This is a genomic window from Occultella glacieicola (genome assembly GCF_004353825.1).
GTDB lineage: Bacteria > Actinomycetota > Actinomycetes > Actinomycetales > Beutenbergiaceae > Occultella > Occultella glacieicola.
On the sequence record NZ_SMNA01000004.1, the window covers coordinates 113,288 to 130,807 of the forward strand.

The following is a 17,520-nucleotide window of genomic DNA, read 5'->3' on the forward strand; positions in this document are numbered from 1 at the left end:
AACCGAGACGCCACCGCGGTCCCGGACGGCAGCTGTGCTGACCGTCCGCCGACCCCGCGCAACGGTCACCGATGCGCTCGCCCGGGCCGTTGGGGCGAAGTGGGGGGTGGGCGAGTTGGGCCGGGTGGAGGGCGTGAGGCTGGGATGCGGGGGCTGGCCGGGGAGTGAGGCGGAGCCGAGCGGGCCCGATGGTTGGCTGGGGGGCGGGTTGGTGTCTTGACATCGCGGCCCGGATGATGCAACCTTGCATCCGGCTGGTGATGGCAACGTTGCATCACCGGTCGAAGTCAGGCGGGTCCGCTCGCCGCACCGTCGTGCAGAGCCGCAACCGGGAGGTCACCATGTCGAAGCCAGATCCGTTCGAACCCGCCGCCGTCACCGCCGCCCGGCGCGCCACGGAGCCGACGGCTGGGCGCCCGCGCGGAGCAGGTCGACCGGGCAGCCATGGGGCCGCGGTCGCACCGCCGGCCGGGCCCGGCGCCAGGCTGGCGCCGTTGACCCGGCGCGGCTTCCTCGGGATCGGCGCCGCCACCCTCACCGCCCTGGGCGCGGGCGCCCTCGTCGCCCCGGACGCCCTCGCCACCTCGGAAGGCACCGTGCTGCCGCTGGTCGACCCGCTGCCGGACGGTGCACCGGACCGGGCGGCGTTCGCCCCCAACGAGCAGGTGTTCGGCCAGTACCTGCAGCTCCTCGCTCCGCTCGCGAACAGCGTGGTCGACGACGACCCCGAACTGTTCGGCTGGATGGAGGACGGCTGGTGGCGCACACCGAACCACCCGCGCAACTCCCGGATCATGGAGCACGTCTCGACCCTGTCCTGGTTCCTCGTGAACGAGCGATCCTGGAACCCGTACTACCTCGACCCCAACCTGGAGGGGCGCCTCGACGCGGCGATCGGCTATTACCTCGGTCTGCAAGGACCCCGCGGTGCGTGGCCGGTCACCTACGAGGAGGAGAGTCTCGCCACCACCGGGTTCGGGCTCGTCTCGCTCGGGAACCTGCAGCGTGACCTCATCCAGGAGGATCTGCTACCCGACCGTCAGGTCGAGCTCGAGGCGTCCATGCGGCACGCCGCCCAGTGGCTCATGGACACCTCGCTGCCACATTGGGACACCCCGCTGGTGGTCACGAACCAGCTCGTCGGTGGGCTCGCGGGGGTCGGGCACGCCTCGGTGGTCATCGGCGATCCACAGCTGGCCGCCGACCTCGACGACCGGATCGCGCTGCTCGCGGCGCACGGGCAGGCGCCGGCGGGCTACTTCCACGACCCGCTCGTCTACGACAGCGGCTACAACAGCACCGTGATGATGCCCGACCTCGCGGACCTCTACCTGCTCACCGGAAACCAGCAGTTGGTGGAGATGGCGCGCAAGTGGGCCGACTTCGCCCAGTACGCGATCCTGCCGGAACCGGGTGCGCCGGGCTGGGTGCACTTCGCGGCCGCCTCGGCCCGCAACTCCACGAGCACGCTCACCCTCTATCCCGACGACGCCCGCGACCGCTACGCCCTCGCGCGTGCGTTCGTGCCGGAGGTGCCGAACCTCGGCCTGTACTCATCCTCCCGGGAGGACAAGGCTGCCTCCCGGGCGGACTGGGCCGCGAGCACCGAGCCGATCCCGCCACTGGTCAAGCCGAACGCCTCTCCGCGGCTGTACATGCACGTCCCGATCGCGCCGGAGAACCTGGGCCGGGCCGAGCTCGACGCCCTCACCGCGGACCTGCGGCCGGTCGCCGAGGACGTGTTCACCGAGTACCGCGAGGGCACCGTCGACCAGCAGATGTTGTTCGTGCGCCGGCCCGGCTACTACCTGGCCAGCCTGCTCGGACGGCGCTGGAACGACCGGATCCGCTCCGGCACCGGGATGCTCTGGCACCCGAGGGCAGGCACCGTGGTGCTGTCCCTGAACAACGTGGCCGACGACCACTGGACCACGATGACGGCGTCCGGTCGCGACTCCGCGCTCACCGATCTGGTGGCCACGTTCCACAACGGCGCGGACGCCGGTGGGCCCGAGCTCGAGCCGTCGGACCTGGGCGACGTCCTCGGGCCGTTCACGGCGCGGTACCTCAGCGTCGACGGCGCCGTGACCACGGACGTGGTGCACCGCCACGACGGCATCGTGCGAGCGGTGAGCGTCGGCGAGGCCGCGACCGAGGTGGTGCCCCTGTTCGTGCAGGCCGGGGACGTGCTGGAGTTCTCCGACGGCACCGTGGTCGAGGCGGGCGGGACCGCGGAGGTCACCGCGTCCTGGTTCTCCCTCACCCGCGGTGACGTGCGGTTCCTGTTCTCCTGGGGTGGGGACCGGTCCGCCACTGTCGAGACCACGTCGCGGGCCTACTTCCCGGGCCGCACCCACACCCACACGCTGCTGCGGGTGGCGCACGAGGGCGATCTGACGATGGAGATCACCACGATCGACACCGCGCAGACCGCCGGCCCGGTCGCATTCTCCGGTACCGCCCAGACCTGGGCCGCGGGCGGCGGGCACCACGCCGCGGTGCACGCGGTGAACCTCGACACCGCACCCGTCGACCTGCGCATCGTGACCTCCGCCGGTGTCCGGGAGGTCCTGGACGTCGCACCCGGCGCCGGTGCCTACGAACTCTTCTCGGCGGGCCGGCAGATCCGGGCCGTGACCGTGATCGCCACCACCCGTGGCGGCGGCCACCCGCGCGTGCACGTCCAGCGGGTCGACGCCGACTGACCCGAGACCCACCCACCGACCGAACCGCTCCCGACCCCTGGAGACCCCACGTGACCCACTCCCACCCCGGCCGCCCGCGCCGGATCCTGCTGCGTTCGTCCTGGGCGACCGCGAACATCGGCGACGTCGCCCACTCGCCGGGCGCCCTCCACGCGCTGCGCGCCGAGGGTGAGGACGTCGAGCTGACGCTCTGGCCCTGCCGGCTCGGGGAACGGGAGCGCCGGATGTTCGCCGAACGGCAACCGTGGGTGCGGATCGTCGACGGCGACCTCGACGCCGACGGCAATCCCACCACCGCCGCGCTCGCCGAGGCGTGGGCCGAGGCGGACATCCTGGTGCACGGCTCGGCGGCCGGGCTGGGGGCCGGCGCCGACCTGCGCGCCTGGCAGGCGACCGGCCGTCCGTACGGGTTCTTCGGGATCACCTACGACCCGTTCGGCCCCTACACCCCGAGCACCCTCGCCCAGGCCGCCACGCAGATCGCGGCGCTCCCGGCCGACTACCTGTCCGAGGCGGACCGGGAGCTGTTCGCCGGGGCCGAGTTCCTCTACTGCCGGGACAGCCTCACTCTCGACTACCTCACCCGGCAGCGCCTCACCGGCCCGCTGCTCGAATGGGGGCCGGATGCCACGTTTGCGCACGACCTGCTCGACGAGCCCGCAGCAGACAGCCTGGTCGCCGAGTACCGGCTGACCCGGGGCGAGTTCCTGGTGGCCGTGCCGCGGTCCCGGTTCGCGCCCTACCACCGGATCCACGGCCTGACGCCGGGGCGCACGGACCATCACCGGGACGCGGTCAACGCCGCGCACGACGCCGAGGACCTGGCGGTGCTGGCCGGGGCGATCACGCACTGGGTGCGCAGCACCGGTGGCCAGGTGCTCGTGGGCCCGGAGATGAGCTACGCCGTCGACCTCGCCGCGGACCACTTCCCGCGGATCCTCCCCGACGATGTCGCACCGCAGGTGCGGGTGCTGGCCGACTACTGGGACCTGCCCACCGCGACCGCGACCTACGCCCGGGCGGCGGGCGTGCTCACCATGGACTGCCACTCGCCGATCCTGGCCAGCACGGTGGGCACCCCGGCGATCTACCTGCGCCAGCCCACCGAGACGATCAAGGGCCGGATGTACGCCGACCTCGGCCTCGGTGACACCGTGGTGGAGGTCGAGGACCACGCCGCGGCCGCTCGGCTCGCGGAACTGCTCGACGCGATCGCCGAAGGCCGGGGCACACGCCCCGACGTGAGGACGGCCGCGGCGCACGCCGCGGCCACCGAGCGGCTCGCGCAGATGGCGAGCACCGCCGTCGGGCGGCATGGACCCGGTCGCGACACCGAGGCGAGCGACGGCGTCGGTGGGACGAAGTCGGAAGTATCCGTGGGAGGTGTGTAGATGACCGAGACGATCAAGGACCGGGCGACGACGCCCGGACCGGCCCGCACCCGCGCGGCCGGGGCGACGGGCAGGAGCAGTCGCCGAAAGCCGACCTCGGGCCAGAACCGGTCCACCCTGGCCCGGATCAAACGGGACCGGATGCTGCTCCTGCTCGCGCTGCCCGGCATGGCGGTGGTGGCGCTCTTCCACTACTTCCCGCTGCTCGGGAACGTCATCGCGTTCCAGGACTTCCAACCGTTCCTCGGGATCTCCCAGAGCGAGTGGGTGGGCCTGGACAACTTCGACGTGATCTTCAACGGCGACCCGCGGTTCGTCAACGCCCTCGCGAACACCCTGATCATCACGCTGATCCAGGTCGTGTTCGTGTTCCCGCTGCCACTGGCCCTGGCCCTGCTGCTGAACTCCGTGCTCAGCGAGCGGGTCAAGCGGGGCGTCCAGTCGGTGCTGTACCTGCCGCACTTCCTGTCCTGGGTGATCGTGGTGGCACTGTTCCAGCAGGTCCTCGGCAACGCCGGGATGCTGAACACGTTCTTCCGCGAACATGACATGGCGACGTTCTCGATCATCGGCGTGCCGGAACTGTTCAAGCTCCTGATCACGTCCCAGGTGATCTGGAAGGACACCGGCTGGGGCACGATCATCTTCCTGGCGGCGCTGTCCCGGGTGGACATGAACCTCTACGAGGCGGCCGCGATGGACGGCGCCGGAGCGTGGCGCCGGACCTGGCACATCACCCTCCCGGCGGTGCGCAGCGTGTTCATCCTGCTGCTGATCCTGCGCCTCGGGGATGCCCTCACCGTCGGCTTCGAGCAGATCATCCTGCAACAGGGCGCCGTCGGTAAGGCCGCCAGCGAGGTCCTCGACACCTACGTCTACAACAACGGCATCGTCGGCGGGAACTGGGGCACCTCGGCCGCCGTCGGCCTCGTGAAGGGGGTGGTGGGCGTGGTCCTTGTGCTCGGCGCCAACAAGCTCGCCCACGTGTTCGGGGAACGGGGGGTGTACTCGAGATGAGCGACCTCACCGTGACCCGCTCGAACCTGGTGTTCGGCCGGCCGAGCCTGCTCGCCCGCGGCGCCCGCGCGGTGGTCCTCGCCGTCGCCTGCCTGGCCGTGATCCTGCCGTTCATCGCGGTCATCTCCACGTCCCTGGCCAGCCAGGCGGAGATCTCCCGGGCCGGCGGCTTCGTGTTCTGGGTCACCGACCCGACCCTCGATGCCTACCGGGCCGTGCTCTCCGGGGGCGTGGTGACCCGGTCGGTGATCGTCAGCCTCGGCATCGCCGCAGTGGGCACCGCGCTGTCGGTGATGTGCACGATCGGGCTCGCCTACGCGCTCAGCCGCACCACGATGTACGCGCAGAAGCCGATGCTGCTCGCGGTCCTGTTCACGCTGCTGTTCAGCCCCGGGATGATCCCGATGTACCTCGTGGTCAAGCAACTCGGCCTGATCGACAGCTACTGGGCCCTGATCCTGCCGGTGCTGATCAACGCGTTCAACGTGATCGTGATGCGGGAGTTCTTCCTCGACCTGCCCGCGGAGCTGATGGAGAGCGCGAAGATCGACGGCGCCGGCGAGTTCCTGGTGCTGACCCGGATCGTGCTGCCGCTGTCCAAGGCCGTGATCGCCGTCATCGCGCTGTTCTACGCGGTGGCCTACTGGAACAGCTTCTTCAACGCCCTGCTCTACATCAACTCCCCGGAGAAGTGGCCGCTCCAACTGGTGCTGCGCACCTACGTGGTCAACGAGACCCCGATGGGCGTGGACGACCTCGTCATGGAGGGCTCCAGTCTGCCGCCGCAGGTCGCCATCCAGATGGCGATCCTGCTGATCTCGGTGCTGCCGATGCTCATCGTCTACCCGTTCATCCAGAAGCACTTCACCAAGGGCCTGCTCATCGGCGGCGTGAAGGGCTGACCCGCTCCACCCACCACCCCTAGCTCCATCCCCCAACCCAATCCGCATCACCGTTGTCACAGAGAGGTGAAACGATCATGAAGATCGATCGACGTAGTTTCCTCGGCCTGACCGCACTCGCCGGGGTCGGTGCCCTGAGCGCCTGCGGGCCCGACGGCTCGGCACCACCGCAGGGCGGGAGCGGCGGGGCGACCCCCGACGCCACGACCGTGCTGCCCACCTACCAGGCGTTCGAGGTCGCCGCCCCGGACCTGCCCTCGGACTCGGAGTTCTCCCTGCCCGGCTACTACACCTACCCGGCCAGTCCCACCGCGGCCACCACCGAGACCCCCGGGTCCGGCGGGTCGATCACGGCGATGACCTACACCTACGACCCGATCGCGCCCGAGCTGGCGAACAACCAGCACTGGCAGAACATCAACTCCCTCCTCGGCACCGACCTGGGCATCACCTACAGCCCGTCCGCCGACTACGACGCGAAGTTCGCCACCACGATCGCCGGTGGCGATCTGCCGGACATGATCAACATCCGCACGGTGCAGCAACAGATGCCGGCGATGCTCGCGGCGACGTTCGCCGACCTGACCGAACACCTCGCCGGCGACGCGGTGCTGGACTACCCGGCCCTCGCCGCCATCCCGGAGGGGACCTGGCGCACCGCGATCTTCGAGAACGCGATCTGGGGTGTGCCGATCCCACGCTCGCCCATCGGGGGTGTCCTGTACACCCGCAACGACCTGCTCATCGAACGCGGCGCGAACACCGACCCCGCGAACTACGAGGAGTTCGTGGAGATGGCGACCACGCTCACGGATGCCAGCAAGAGCCAGTGGGCGTTCGGCGACCCGGGTGGCCTGCTGTCCCACGTCGCCCAGATGAACGGGATCGGGAACGCGTGGGTCGAGGAGAACGGCGAGTTCTCCTACGCGCAGGCCTCGCCCGCCTACGAGCAGGCGCTCGCGGACACGGTCGCCATGATCGAGGCGGGCCTGTTCCACCCCGACTCGGCCGCCGTGCAGAACACCGAACGCAACGAGTGGGTCAACAACGGCACCACCTGCTTCGCCTACGGTGGTTACGCCGGCTGGTCGAAGTTCTTCGTGGCCGGAGCCGGCATCGAGGGCTTCCAGATGACCGGCCAGGTGGCCCCGGGCCGCGACGGGGGCGACGGCGTCCGTGGCGGCAGTGGGTTCTCGGCCGGCTTCATGGCGTTCAAGCCGACCGACGACCCGGAGCGGATCGCCGAGCTGCTGCGGATCCTGAACTGGCTCGCGTCCCCGTTCGGCAGCACCGAGTTCCTCGCCCGCAAGTTCGGGGTGGAGGGCGTGGACCACACCCTCGAGGGGTCGGACCCGGTGCTGACCAGCGTCGGCGCGGCCGAGACCGTGCTGCCGCTGCGGTACCTGTCCGAACCGCCGTCGGTGCTGTACGAGCCCGGCAACCCGGACGCCGTCGACCAGCAGTTCGAGTTCATGGCGAAGGCCGCACCCCTGATCGTCCCGGACCCGACGACCGGCCTCTACTCCGAGACCGCGGTCACCGCCGGTGCCTCGGCGGGGACCGCGCTCGGCGACGCCCGGAACGAGATCCTCGCCGGCCGCCAGCCCGTCTCCTCCTGGGCGACCGCCGTGGAGGACTACATGCTCGAGGTCGGCAACAGCCTCAAGGACGAGTACGAGACGGCGTTCGCGGCGCAGGCCTGACCCGCGTTCTAGGATCCGAGGATGGCAACGGTGAAGTCGATCGCGGCGGCCGCGGGCGTATCCCCGTCCGTGGTCTCCGCGGTCCTGCACGGAAGCAAGCACGTGCGGGTGTCCGAGGCCACCCGCGCCCGCGTGCAACGGGCCGTCGACGCCGCCGGATACGTGCCCAACCATGCGGCCCGGGCGCTGCGGCTGCAGCGCACCGGGGTGCTCGCGCTGGTGCTGCCGAAGCTCGACAACCCGGTCTACCACCGGCTCGTCGACGGCATCTACGACGCGGCGGACGCGCACGGGTACAGCGTGCTGCTCGGCGACGGCATCCGGGCCACGTCCGGCTCGCTGATGCTGCAGCGCATGGTCGGCGGTGGGCAGGTGGACGGCACCCTGATCCGACCCGGCGCCACGATCAGCGAGGATGTGCTCACCCAGATCCGGGCCGGCGGCGGACCCATCGTGATCCTCGACGACGTCTCCGCGGAGGACCACTGGGTGGCCCTGCAGGACGAGCTCGGCGCCTACCTGGCGACCCGGCACCTGGTCGAGAAGGGGCACGAACGGATCGCCTACCTCGGTCAGACCCGCTACCAGCACGATCGCGTCGTGGGATACCGCAGGGCACTGAGCGAGTCCGGCCTGCCGGCACCCGACGACTACGTGATCCACAGCCTCCAAGGCACCCACGACGGCTACGAGAGGTTCCCGACGCTGCTCGACCTGGACCCGCGCCCCACCGCCGTGCTCGTGAACAACGTGACCACCGCCGTCGGGGTCCTCGCCGCGGCGACCGACGCGGGCCTGACGGTGCCGGACGACCTGGCGGTGATCGGCTACCACGAGACCACGATCGCCGCCGACCTGCGGCCGAGTCTGAGCACGGTGGAGATGCCGCTGTACGAGCTCGGCCGGGTCGGCGTGGACCTGATGCACACCGCGTTGACCGGTGAGCCGGTGGACTCGCACACCATCACCGAGCCGCTGCCGAGGGTCATCGAGCGCCAGTCCACAGCCTGATCGTGCGTCCGGATCGTGGGACGCGCGGACGATCCGGGAACAACGGGGCCGGGTGAGCCCGTTGGCCCCTCCATGACGTCACCCGCGCCCGCGCGCGTCCGGATCAGCGCACCGTTCGTGCTGCTGCTCGCCTCGCTGACGGCGATCGGGCCGCTCACCATCGACCTCTACCTCGCCGCGTTCCCCGAGATCGTGACCGAGCTGGGCACCACCGACGCGCGCGTGCAGCTGACCATGACGGCCACCCTCGCCGGTCTCGCCGTCGGCCAGCTGCTCCTCGGCTCGCTCTCGGACGCCTACGGGCGACGGCGGCCGCTGCTGATCGCACTGGGCGTGTACGTCGCGACCTCGGTCGCCATCATCGGCGTCGGCTCGATCGAGATGCTCACCGTGCTCCGCGCCCTCCAGGGCCTCAGCGGCGGCGCCGGCATGGTGCTCGCGATGGCCGTCGTGCGCGACTCCTACTCCGGGATCGGCATGAGCCGGGTGATCTCGCGGCTGATGCTCGTGGTGGGCGTGGCCCCGATCCTCGCGCCCTCGATCGGTGCCCAGATCCTGCTGGTCGGCTCCTGGCGCACGATGTTCGGCGTGCTCGCCGCGTTCGGAGTGCTCCTGTTCGTGCTGGCTGCGCTGTTCCTGAAGGAGACCCTGCCGCGCGAGGCCCGGCGCACCGGCGGCACCCGCACCGCGGTCGCCTCCTACCGGTCCCTGCTCACCGACTGGTCCTATATCGGCGTCGTGCTGATGGGGGCGTTCTACATGGGCGCGATGTTCGCCTACGTGGCCTCCTCGACGTTCGTGTTCCAGCAGGGCTTCGAGCTGAGCGCCTCCGAGTTCGGGTACATCTTCGGCGCCGGCGCACTCGCCGTGACCATCGGTTCCCAGGTCAACGGCGCGCTGGTCAGCCGGTTCACACCGGAACGGATCGTGACGACGGCGATCGCGGCCGGCTGGGTGCTCTCGCTCGCCCTGTTCGTGGTCGCCTCGACCGTGGCCGCGAACGGCTCCGGGCTGGTGCCGCTGGTCGCGCTGCTCATCCCGACCCTGGGTACCGTCGGCTTCGTGATGCCGTCCGTGCCCGCGATCGTGCTGGAGCACAACGGACACCGGGCCGGCTCCGCGGCCGCCCTGAACGGGGCGATGGGCTTCGTGATGGGCGCGCTGATCTCGCCGGTGAGCAGCCTCCTCGGGGGCGGCCCGACGGCGATGGCGGGGGTCATGTTCGCCGTCATCACCATCTCCGGGGTGCTGCTGCTCGCCGTGCAGCGGCGATGGGCGAGCGCGAGCGCCGCCGCCGTGGCCGTTCCGGTCGTGGCCGACCTCGACGAGCAGGTCGAGCCCGCGCAGCCCTGACCCGCCGCCCCGCGCCTGCGCTGCCGACCGCGCGGAACCCCCGGCTGGGCCCGACCCGGAGCGGGGCTACCGCGTACTCGAGCCGCGAGACTTGGGTCGCGAGACTTGGACCGCGAGACCTGGACCGCGAGACTTGGACCGCGCTTGGGCCGCGGTGACTGCGGGGGTCACGTGAAGATCTGCGGAGGGCCACGGCATTCGGATCCGCGCGGGGCCGGGCATGACCGATCATCGAGCCATGCGCACACTCGGGTGGATCGCCGTCGCCCTCATCGCCGTCGCCGCGGTCGCGACCCTGGACCCGGCGCGCCTCGGCCCGGACGGCGCGACCCTCTCCACCGCGAATGCGGCGATGCAGTTCATCGCCCTCCGGCCCTGGCTGGTCCTGGGGTTCACGGTGGCCGCGACCCTCACCGGGCTGCTCGCGGCCGGGATGCTGCGCTGGCGCGGACGGGCACCCCGGCTGATCACCGTCGTGGTGATCCTCGGCCTCACCGCGGTCGGGCACGGCGCGGTGCTTGCCGGCCGCGGGCTGAGTGCCGGTGGGGTCCCCACCGCCGCGACCGAGACCGCCGACGAGATCACCCTGTTGAACCTGAACCTGCGTGGCCGGGCCGCCGACACCGACGACGTCGTCGACCTGGTCCGCGAAGCCGGCGTGGACGTGCTGGTGCTGCCCGAGTCCGGTGGTGACGTGCTCGGGGAACTGGCCGACGCGCTCGCGGCCGCCGGGGAACGGTTCGAGGCATTCGCGGGCACCCGTGGCGTCTCCGACCCCGACGGCACGGGCATTCTGGTGAGTGAGTCGATGGGCGCGTACGAGGAGGTCCCCTCCACCGAGCGCAGCGTGCTCCGGATCGTCCCGGTGAGCGGGGACGGGCCACCGATCACGGCCGTGCACCCGCGATCGCCGCCGGGGATCCGTACCGCGCTCGTCAGGCCGCAGGCACTGCAGACCTGGCGGGACGAGGTCGCGGCCGTGGCGCCGTTATGCGCGCAGACGCCCGGCGGCATCGTCGCGGGTGACTTCAACGCCACCCTCGACCATGCCCCGATGCGGACGATCGCGCCCTGCGTAGACGCCTCGGTGCTCGCCGGGATCGGCGGCGTGTCCACCTACCCGGTGCGGATGCCGGCCCTGCTCGGCACCACGATCGATCACGTCCTGATCGACCCGGCCGACTTCGAGGTGACGGCGGGAGCCGTGGTGGAGGTCCCGGGCACCGACCACCGGGGCGTGCTGATCCGGCTGGTTCCGGTGCGCTGATCGGGTCGGATCTCTCGGTGACCCGTCTGCACCTGCGCGGGACCGATGTGGACGGTCAGAACGTGTTGTCGCCGAACTGGGCGTTCAGTGCCGGCTTGAGCGCGTCGAGGATGTTCGGGGATAGCACATTCGCCCAGTCCTTGACCTGAGTGACTGCCTTCTGCGGCTTGTTGAAGTTGCTGCCGTGGGCCGGATGGGACTTGTTCGGCATCACGATGGCCAGCGACAGCTGCTTGCGCATCTCGCGCCATTCAGCCGGTGGCAGCGGCGTCTCCTGCTGGTCGTACGTGTCGAGCACGGCACGGAACTTCGCGAAGTCGATCGTGCCTCCACCGACAGGCTGCTGGTCGCCGACCGGTCCCGTCTGAGCGTCTGCTTGGATTCGATCCATCAGCTGCTCAGCCTCTGGTATCGAGAGCGTTCTCGACGTCCAGCCCGGAGGTCCGGTGTAGTTCCGTGTGATCGAGTTGAATGTCTCGCCCGTGGCGTCCTCGTGGAAGTTCCCGCTCCCGCCCGCAACCCAGGCCCGCTGCACAGCAACCAGCAGGGATACGGCGTGGTTGCCGACCTGCCTCTGCATCGCGGCCAGCCGTGGCGGGTACCCCGTAGCGGCGACCGGGCCGTCAGGCTCCCGCAGGGGTTCGCGACGAGGATGTTGACCGGCGTACTTGTGCATCGGGGTCTCTCCGAGGGGTCACGGATCCGGCGTGACGTCCAGTGTCGCGATGGACGACGGCCGGACCCAGCGTCGGTTCGAGCACGCACGGGGGAACCAACGTCTTCCCGTTGAGGCATCGCCGGACCCGCCCGGGACCAGATCCCGGTCCACGCCCCCCTCCCGTGGGGGAGGCGGGGCACGGTCCGGCCCTGCCAGACTCGGGCACATGGGACACGTGCGGCGGCTGGCGGAGACCACCGCCCGGCGGGCCGTGTTCTGCGTCATCGGCGGTCTGATGTTCGGCGCCTACGCGGTGCTCGTGACCGGTTTCGCCCAGATGCTCGCCGACCCGTCGGTCCCACCGGTAATCATCTGGATCCTGGTCGCGCTCGCCGGTGCGATCGCGCTCAGCCCGCCGGTGCTGCTCGGTGTGCGGACGCTCGAGATCCAGGCCGTCCGCGCGTTCCTGGACGTCGACCTGCCAGTCCCGGTCGGCCGAGTCTCCGGCGAGGCCCGCTGGCGTGGGGCGCTCTGGTACACGGCGCACCTGCTCATCGGTGCGGCCGCGACGATGGCACTGCTGACCGCGGTTCCGCTGGGCGTGGTGTTGGTGCTGCGCACCTCGGCCACCGGCCTGGTGATGAACCGCATGATCGGCTCGTTCGCGGGACTGCCCTGGCCGCTCGCCGTGCTCCTCGGGCTCGTGCTGATCGCCGCGGCAGGAGCAGCGTTCCTCGTGGGCGGGGCCCTGCTGCGGCTGCTGGCGCCACGGCTGCTCGGTCCGTCCGCGGCCGAACGCATCGCCGCCCTCGAGCGCCAGGCCCGGACCCAGGCCGAGCGCAACAGGCTCGCCCGGGACCTGCACGACTCGGTCGGGCACGCCTTGACCATCACGACCCTGCAGGCGGCTGCCGCGGCCCGGGCCCTCGACCGGGACCCGGCCGGCGGCACCGACGTCGCCCGCACCGCACTCTCGGCGATCGAGGAGACCGGACGGGCCGCCGTCGCGGACCTGGACCGCGTGCTCGGGCTGCTCCGCACCGACGCCGAGCCCAACCGCGGCCGGGTCCCGGTACCCAGGCTGACCGGCCCGACCGGTGCCGCCGACCTCGTCGAGCGGGCCCGGGCCACCGGGCGGGACGTGCGCCTGGACCTGCCGCGGCCGGTCGGGCCGATCCCGCTCGTGATCGACCGGGAGGCCTACGCCATCGTGCGGGAGGGCCTCACGAACGCGCTGCGCCACGGCGCGGACCCCGTGACCATCGGCGTCACCCGAGGCCCGGCGCACTTGCGGATCGTGGTCACGAACGCGATGAGCACGGGGCCGGGCACGGACGGCGGCGCCACCACCGGCGGTCGTGGACTTGCGGGCCTGCGTGAGGGCCTCACCCTCGTCGGGGGCGACCTGCGGGCCGGGACCTTCGAGGACGCGGGCCGCCCGATCTGGCGACTGATCGCGGAGCTGCCGCTGACCGACCCGACCGAGGAGCCCGAGAGTGACTGATCCGACCGAACCGACCCGTGTGTTGCTCGTCGACGACGAGGCGCTCGTGCGCACCGGGTTACGCATCATCGTCGACGGCGAGGACGACCTGAGCGTGGTCGGCGAGGTGAGCGACGGGATCGACGTACCGGACGCCGTCGCCCGCCATGCGCCCGACGTGGTGCTGATGGACGTGCGGATGCCGCGCGTGAACGGCATCGACGCCACCCGCGCACTCGTCGAACGCGCCGAACGCGCGGGCGGCGGTCCCCGGGTGATCGTGGTGACCACCTTCGAGAACGACGACTACGTCTTCGACGCTCTCCTCGCCGGGGCGAGCGGGTTCCTGCTGAAGCGGGCCCGGCCCGAGGAGGTCCTGGACGCCATCCGGGTGGTTGCGCGCGGGGAGTCGGTGCTGTTCCCGCGCGCCCTGCGGCGGATGGCGCGCGGCAGGCAGAGCCCGACGGCGGACGGCCTCTCCGGCGCCGGCCTCACCGAGCGCGAGGGTGAGGTGCTGCGCCTGATGGCCGCCGGCCGCTCGAACGCCGAGATCGCCGGCGAACTGTTCCTCGGCGTGGAGACGGTCAAGACGCACGTCGGCAACGTGCTCGCCAAGCTCGGCGTCCGGGACCGCACCCAGGCCGTGGTCGTCGCGTTCACGTCCGGGTTCGTGCCGGCGGAGTAGCACCGCGCGGGGCAGCGTTCCGGGGTCCGGCCCTCCGGTGAGCGCCGCGGGCACCGCCGGAGGTCAGAACGGCGGCCATGGCACGGCCGGCATCTCCCCCCGCGGGCCCGGGAACCTCGGCTCGGCGAGCAGGTCCTCACACCGCTCGATGGTGGCCGTGACCTCGTCGGGGGCGAGCAGGTCCGCGAACGTCTCCCGGAGGTCGGAGTCCAGGTCCGCCCGCACCCGCTCGAGGCCGGCCAGCTCGTCGGCGTCGAGATCGCGGCCGAGCCAGCCCCACAGAACGGTGCGGAGCTTGGGTTCGGTGTGGAACGTGAGGCCGTGGTCCACGCCGTAGCGGTGCCCGGCCGCGGTCGGGAGCACATGCCCACCCTTGCGGTCGGCGTTGTTCGCGACGATGTCGAAGACGGCCATGCGCCGCAGCGCCGCGGTGTCCTCATGGATCAGGGAGACCACACGGTCGTCGGCGTCGAAGCCGTCGAAGACGTGCAGCCAGCCCTCGGGCACGGCGTCGGCCGGGACCAGGTCCACCGGATCCTGGGCCGGGTCGGGCTCGCACCACACCTGCACCATCCCGGGGCCGAGAGGACCGTCGCGCAGCCAGGTACGGGGCACGAGGTCCCACCCGAACGACGCCGACAACGCGTGGGCCGCGACCTCCCGCCGGGCCAGCGTCCCGTCCGGGAAGTCCCACAGCGGCCGTTCGCCGGCGACCGGCTTGTAGACGACGCGTACGCCGTCGATCCGGGCGACGAACGTGGCGTTGGAGGCCTGGCGGATCCGGCCGACGAGCTCGACCTCGCCGTCCAGTGCGCCGGCGTTCGTCTCGCCCGCGACCACCTCGCTCACGCGAAGCCGTCGGGCAACGAGCAGACGTGCGCGTCACCCTCGATCGGCGCGCCGCAGAGCGGGCAGATCGGCCGGCCGGCGGAGACCACCTCCCGGGCCCGGTGCGCGAACACCCGGGCCGAACCGACCGGGATCCGGACCTGGAGGACCTCCTCCGGCTCGAACTCCTCGGGGTCGAACTCCTCGAGGGCCTCCTCGTCGTCGGTGCCGACCAGGGGCAGCGCCTCGATGACGATCTGCGCGGTGGACGGGTCCCAGCCCAGGCTCATGGTGCCGACCCGGAACCGCTCCTCGATCGGCTCGTCCAGGGGCTCGTCGTCGAGGATGCCCTCGGGAGCCTTCTCGGGGACGCTGAACGGGTTGCCGTCCTCGGCCATCAGCCGGTCGAGCACCTCGTCGATCTTGATGGCGAGCGCGGCGGACTGTTCCTTCTCGAGCGCCACGCTGACCAGGTGCGACCCGGCACGGGCCTGGAGGTAGAACGTGCGCTCTCCGGGTCGGCCGACCGCCCCGACGACGAACCGGTCGGGCCAGTCGAATCCGTGCACGAGGGGAGTCATGTCTCCATGCTACGAGCGTGTGTCGAGGGCAGCCGTCCGGGCCCGGTCGCCACGCCGGGAGCCCGCGTCGGTCCCGTGGGCCCCGACCCGTCGGGCCCGGACCCGCCGCCGACCGCCGCCTGGGCCGCACCGGCGCCGCCGGTGGTGGCGAGCCAGGCCAGGTCGCCCCCGTCGGTGTTGACGGCGACGACGTTCGGCCTGGTCGAGGTGTACTGCACGATCGACACGGACGCCGGGCCGACGTTGATCCGCTGGAACAGGTCGAGGTGCATGCCGAGGGCGTCGGCAAGCACGGACTTGATGATGTCGCCGTGGCTGACCGCGACCCACACCGCCCCCGTGCCGTGCTCCGCCTCGAATGCCGCGTCCTGCCGGCGGACCGCGGCGACGGCACGGGACTGCATGGCGGGCAGGGACTCCCCGCCCGGGAACGTCACGGCGGAGGGCTGTCGCTGCACGAGCGGCCAGAGGTCCTCGGCAGCGAGCTCCTTGAGCGACATGCCCTGCCAGCGTCCGTAGTCGCACTCGGTCAGCGCGTCGTCGGTGCGCAGGCCGGGTCGCGCCGGCCCGCCCGGGCGGGCGTCGAGGACCGCCGCCGCGGTCTGCTCGCACCGCAGCATCGGGCTCGTGACGACGCCGACGAGCGGCACCGGCGCGAGCCGTGCGCCGGTCGCGCGCGCCTGGGCGCGCCCGGTCTCGTCCAGGCCGACGCCGGGGGTCCTACCGGCCAGCACGCCGCGCGCGTTCGCTTCCGTCCGGCCGTGCCGGACGAGGAGGAGGGTCGCCATGGTCGTAGAGCCTACGATGCGGGCCCGACGGCGGCCGGTCGCCCCGGTCGTCGCCCTCCCGCCGGTCCGGAGTCGGGTCAGGCGCCGCCGAACATCGCGGCCACCTCGCCGCCGCTGACCTCGGTGAGCGCGGTGTGCCGCCAGTGCGGCTGCTGGTCCTTGTCCACCAGGACCGCCCGGACCCCTTCGACGAAGTCCGGCTCGGCGACCAGGGCGGTTGCGACGCGCAGGTCCTGGGCGAGCACCGCCTCGACCGAGTCGAGCGCGGCCGCCCGGCGGATGGCCGCCAGGCTCACGGCCACCGAGAGCGGCGAGCGGCCGGCAAGAACTTCGCCGGCGGCGCGTGCGGCCGGCTCCGGCGCCTCTCGCAGTGCCTCCAGGATCCGGGCCGGGTCGTCGCCGGCGTAGCAGCGGTCGATCCAGCCGCGTTCGGACGCCAGGGGAGCGGTCGGTGACCTCTGGCCGATCGACGGGTCCAGGCTCTCGCCGGCGGCGAGACGGGCCACGATCGCCGGCCACGCGCCGGAGGGGATGAGCGTGTCGGCGAGACCGACGGCGATCGCGTCCGCGCCGTCGACCTGCGTGCCCGTCAACGCGAGGTGGGTGCCGAGCTCACCCGGGGCACGGGACAGGAAGAACAGCGCACCGACGTCCGGGAACAGCCCGATGCCGGTCTCGGGCATCGCGACCCGGGTGCGCTCGGTGACCAGGCGCAGCGAGCCATGGGCGGAGAGCCCGATCCCGCCGCCCATGACGATCCCGTCCATGAACGCCGCGTACGGCTTGGGGAAGTCCGAGATCAGGGCGTTGAGGGCGTACTCGGCACCGAAGAACCCGGCCGCGTCCAGGTTCCCCTCGAGCAGGCAGGCGCGAATGGCACGCACGTCCGCCCCCGAGCACAGCCCGCGGTCCCCGGCGCCCTCGAGGGTCACGGCGGCGATCGCCTCGTCAGCCGCCCAGGCGGTGAGCACCGTGGTCAGCGTGGTGATCATGCCGGGCGTCAGGGCATTGATCGTCCGGGGACGGTTCAGCCGGATCCGGCCGAGTGGACCTGCCACTGTGACGAGCACCTCGTCCGACTCATTGGTCGCCGCCGTGAATGTCACTGTGCCCTCACCCGTCCCCACCCTTCCCTCGCCGCGATCCGA

The 17,520-nt window shown here is 71.8% G+C and carries 15 protein-coding genes; 10 read left to right on the forward strand and 5 right to left on the reverse strand.

The features are described from left to right. Window positions 1-341 precede the first annotated feature (341 nt). The 8 genes from EXU48_RS08485 to EXU48_RS08520 all read left to right on the forward strand — a co-directional run bounded on the left by EXU48_RS08485 (window position 342) and on the right by EXU48_RS08520 (window position 11,349). Window positions 342-2,705 carry a glycoside hydrolase family 127 protein gene (locus tag EXU48_RS08485; RefSeq protein WP_235856915.1) on the forward strand — a complete coding sequence of 788 codons (2,364 nt, stop codon included), beginning with the start codon at window positions 342-344 and terminating at the stop codon, window positions 2,703-2,705. Between the two features lie 50 nt (window positions 2,706-2,755). Further along, entirely contained in the window at window positions 2,756-4,096 is a 1,341-nt protein-coding gene (locus EXU48_RS08490; protein ID WP_165962731.1) for a polysaccharide pyruvyl transferase family protein, read from the forward strand. Further along, entirely contained in the window at window positions 4,097-5,113 is a 1,017-nt protein-coding gene (locus EXU48_RS08495; RefSeq protein WP_133107234.1) for an ABC transporter permease, read from the forward strand. Continuing rightward, window positions 5,110-6,015: a carbohydrate ABC transporter permease gene (locus tag EXU48_RS08500; protein ID WP_133107235.1), complete on the forward strand. Its 906-nt coding sequence runs from the start codon at window positions 5,110-5,112 to the stop codon at window positions 6,013-6,015. The genes EXU48_RS08495 and EXU48_RS08500 overlap by 4 nt, the downstream gene beginning before the upstream one ends. A 77-nt stretch (window positions 6,016-6,092) precedes the next feature. Beyond that, window positions 6,093-7,718: a type 2 periplasmic-binding domain-containing protein gene (locus tag EXU48_RS08505; protein WP_133107236.1), complete on the forward strand. Its 1,626-nt coding sequence runs from the start codon at window positions 6,093-6,095 to the stop codon at window positions 7,716-7,718. A 21-nt stretch (window positions 7,719-7,739) separates the two neighbouring features. Beyond that, on the forward strand, window positions 7,740-8,729 hold the full coding sequence (locus EXU48_RS08510; RefSeq protein WP_133107237.1) for a LacI family DNA-binding transcriptional regulator: 990 nt from the start codon (window positions 7,740-7,742) through the stop codon (window positions 8,727-8,729). A 72-nt stretch (window positions 8,730-8,801) separates the two neighbouring features. Beyond that, window positions 8,802-10,082 carry a multidrug effflux MFS transporter gene (locus tag EXU48_RS08515; RefSeq protein WP_133107238.1) on the forward strand — a complete coding sequence of 427 codons (1,281 nt, stop codon included), beginning with the start codon at window positions 8,802-8,804 and terminating at the stop codon, window positions 10,080-10,082. Window positions 10,083-10,320: 238 nt separating this feature from the next. Further along, window positions 10,321-11,349: an endonuclease/exonuclease/phosphatase family protein gene (locus tag EXU48_RS08520; RefSeq protein WP_165962732.1), complete on the forward strand. Its 1,029-nt coding sequence runs from the start codon at window positions 10,321-10,323 to the stop codon at window positions 11,347-11,349. Between the two features lie 55 nt (window positions 11,350-11,404). On the opposite strand, the gene EXU48_RS08525 is transcribed toward EXU48_RS08520, so the two are convergent. Further along, a complete protein-coding gene (locus EXU48_RS08525) occupies window positions 11,405-12,025 on the reverse strand; it encodes a hypothetical protein (RefSeq protein ID WP_133107240.1) in 621 nt (206 codons plus the stop codon). A 208-nt stretch (window positions 12,026-12,233) separates the two neighbouring features. On the opposite strand from EXU48_RS08525, the gene EXU48_RS08530 reads away from it, so the two are divergent. Next, window positions 12,234-13,511: a sensor histidine kinase gene (locus EXU48_RS08530; protein WP_165962733.1), complete on the forward strand. Its 1,278-nt coding sequence runs from the start codon at window positions 12,234-12,236 to the stop codon at window positions 13,509-13,511. Then, window positions 13,504-14,175 (forward strand): response regulator, encoded by a 672-nt coding sequence (locus EXU48_RS08535; protein ID WP_133107242.1) that lies wholly within the window; start codon window positions 13,504-13,506, stop codon window positions 14,173-14,175. Before EXU48_RS08530 ends, EXU48_RS08535 begins: the two co-directional genes overlap by 8 nt. 63 nt (window positions 14,176-14,238) lie before the next feature. Here EXU48_RS08535 and EXU48_RS08540 read toward each other — a convergent pair whose 3' ends face one another. From EXU48_RS08540 to EXU48_RS08555, 4 genes are all read right to left on the reverse strand, one after another. Beyond that, complete coding sequence (locus EXU48_RS08540) at window positions 14,239-15,024, reverse strand: SCO1664 family protein (RefSeq protein ID WP_235856916.1); 786 nt, start codon at window positions 15,022-15,024, stop codon at window positions 14,239-14,241. Further along, window positions 15,021-15,584: a DUF3090 domain-containing protein gene (locus EXU48_RS08545; RefSeq protein ID WP_133107243.1), complete on the reverse strand. Its 564-nt coding sequence runs from the start codon at window positions 15,582-15,584 to the stop codon at window positions 15,021-15,023. The genes EXU48_RS08540 and EXU48_RS08545 overlap by 4 nt, the downstream gene beginning before the upstream one ends. Beyond that, a complete protein-coding gene (locus EXU48_RS08550) occupies window positions 15,581-16,372 on the reverse strand; it encodes a histidine phosphatase family protein (protein WP_133107244.1) in 792 nt (263 codons plus the stop codon). Before EXU48_RS08550 ends, EXU48_RS08545 begins: the two co-directional genes overlap by 4 nt. 77 nt (window positions 16,373-16,449) lie before the next feature. After that, a complete protein-coding gene (locus EXU48_RS08555) occupies window positions 16,450-17,499 on the reverse strand; it encodes an enoyl-CoA hydratase/isomerase family protein (RefSeq protein ID WP_328591635.1) in 1,050 nt (349 codons plus the stop codon). Window positions 17,500-17,520 lie beyond the last annotated feature (21 nt).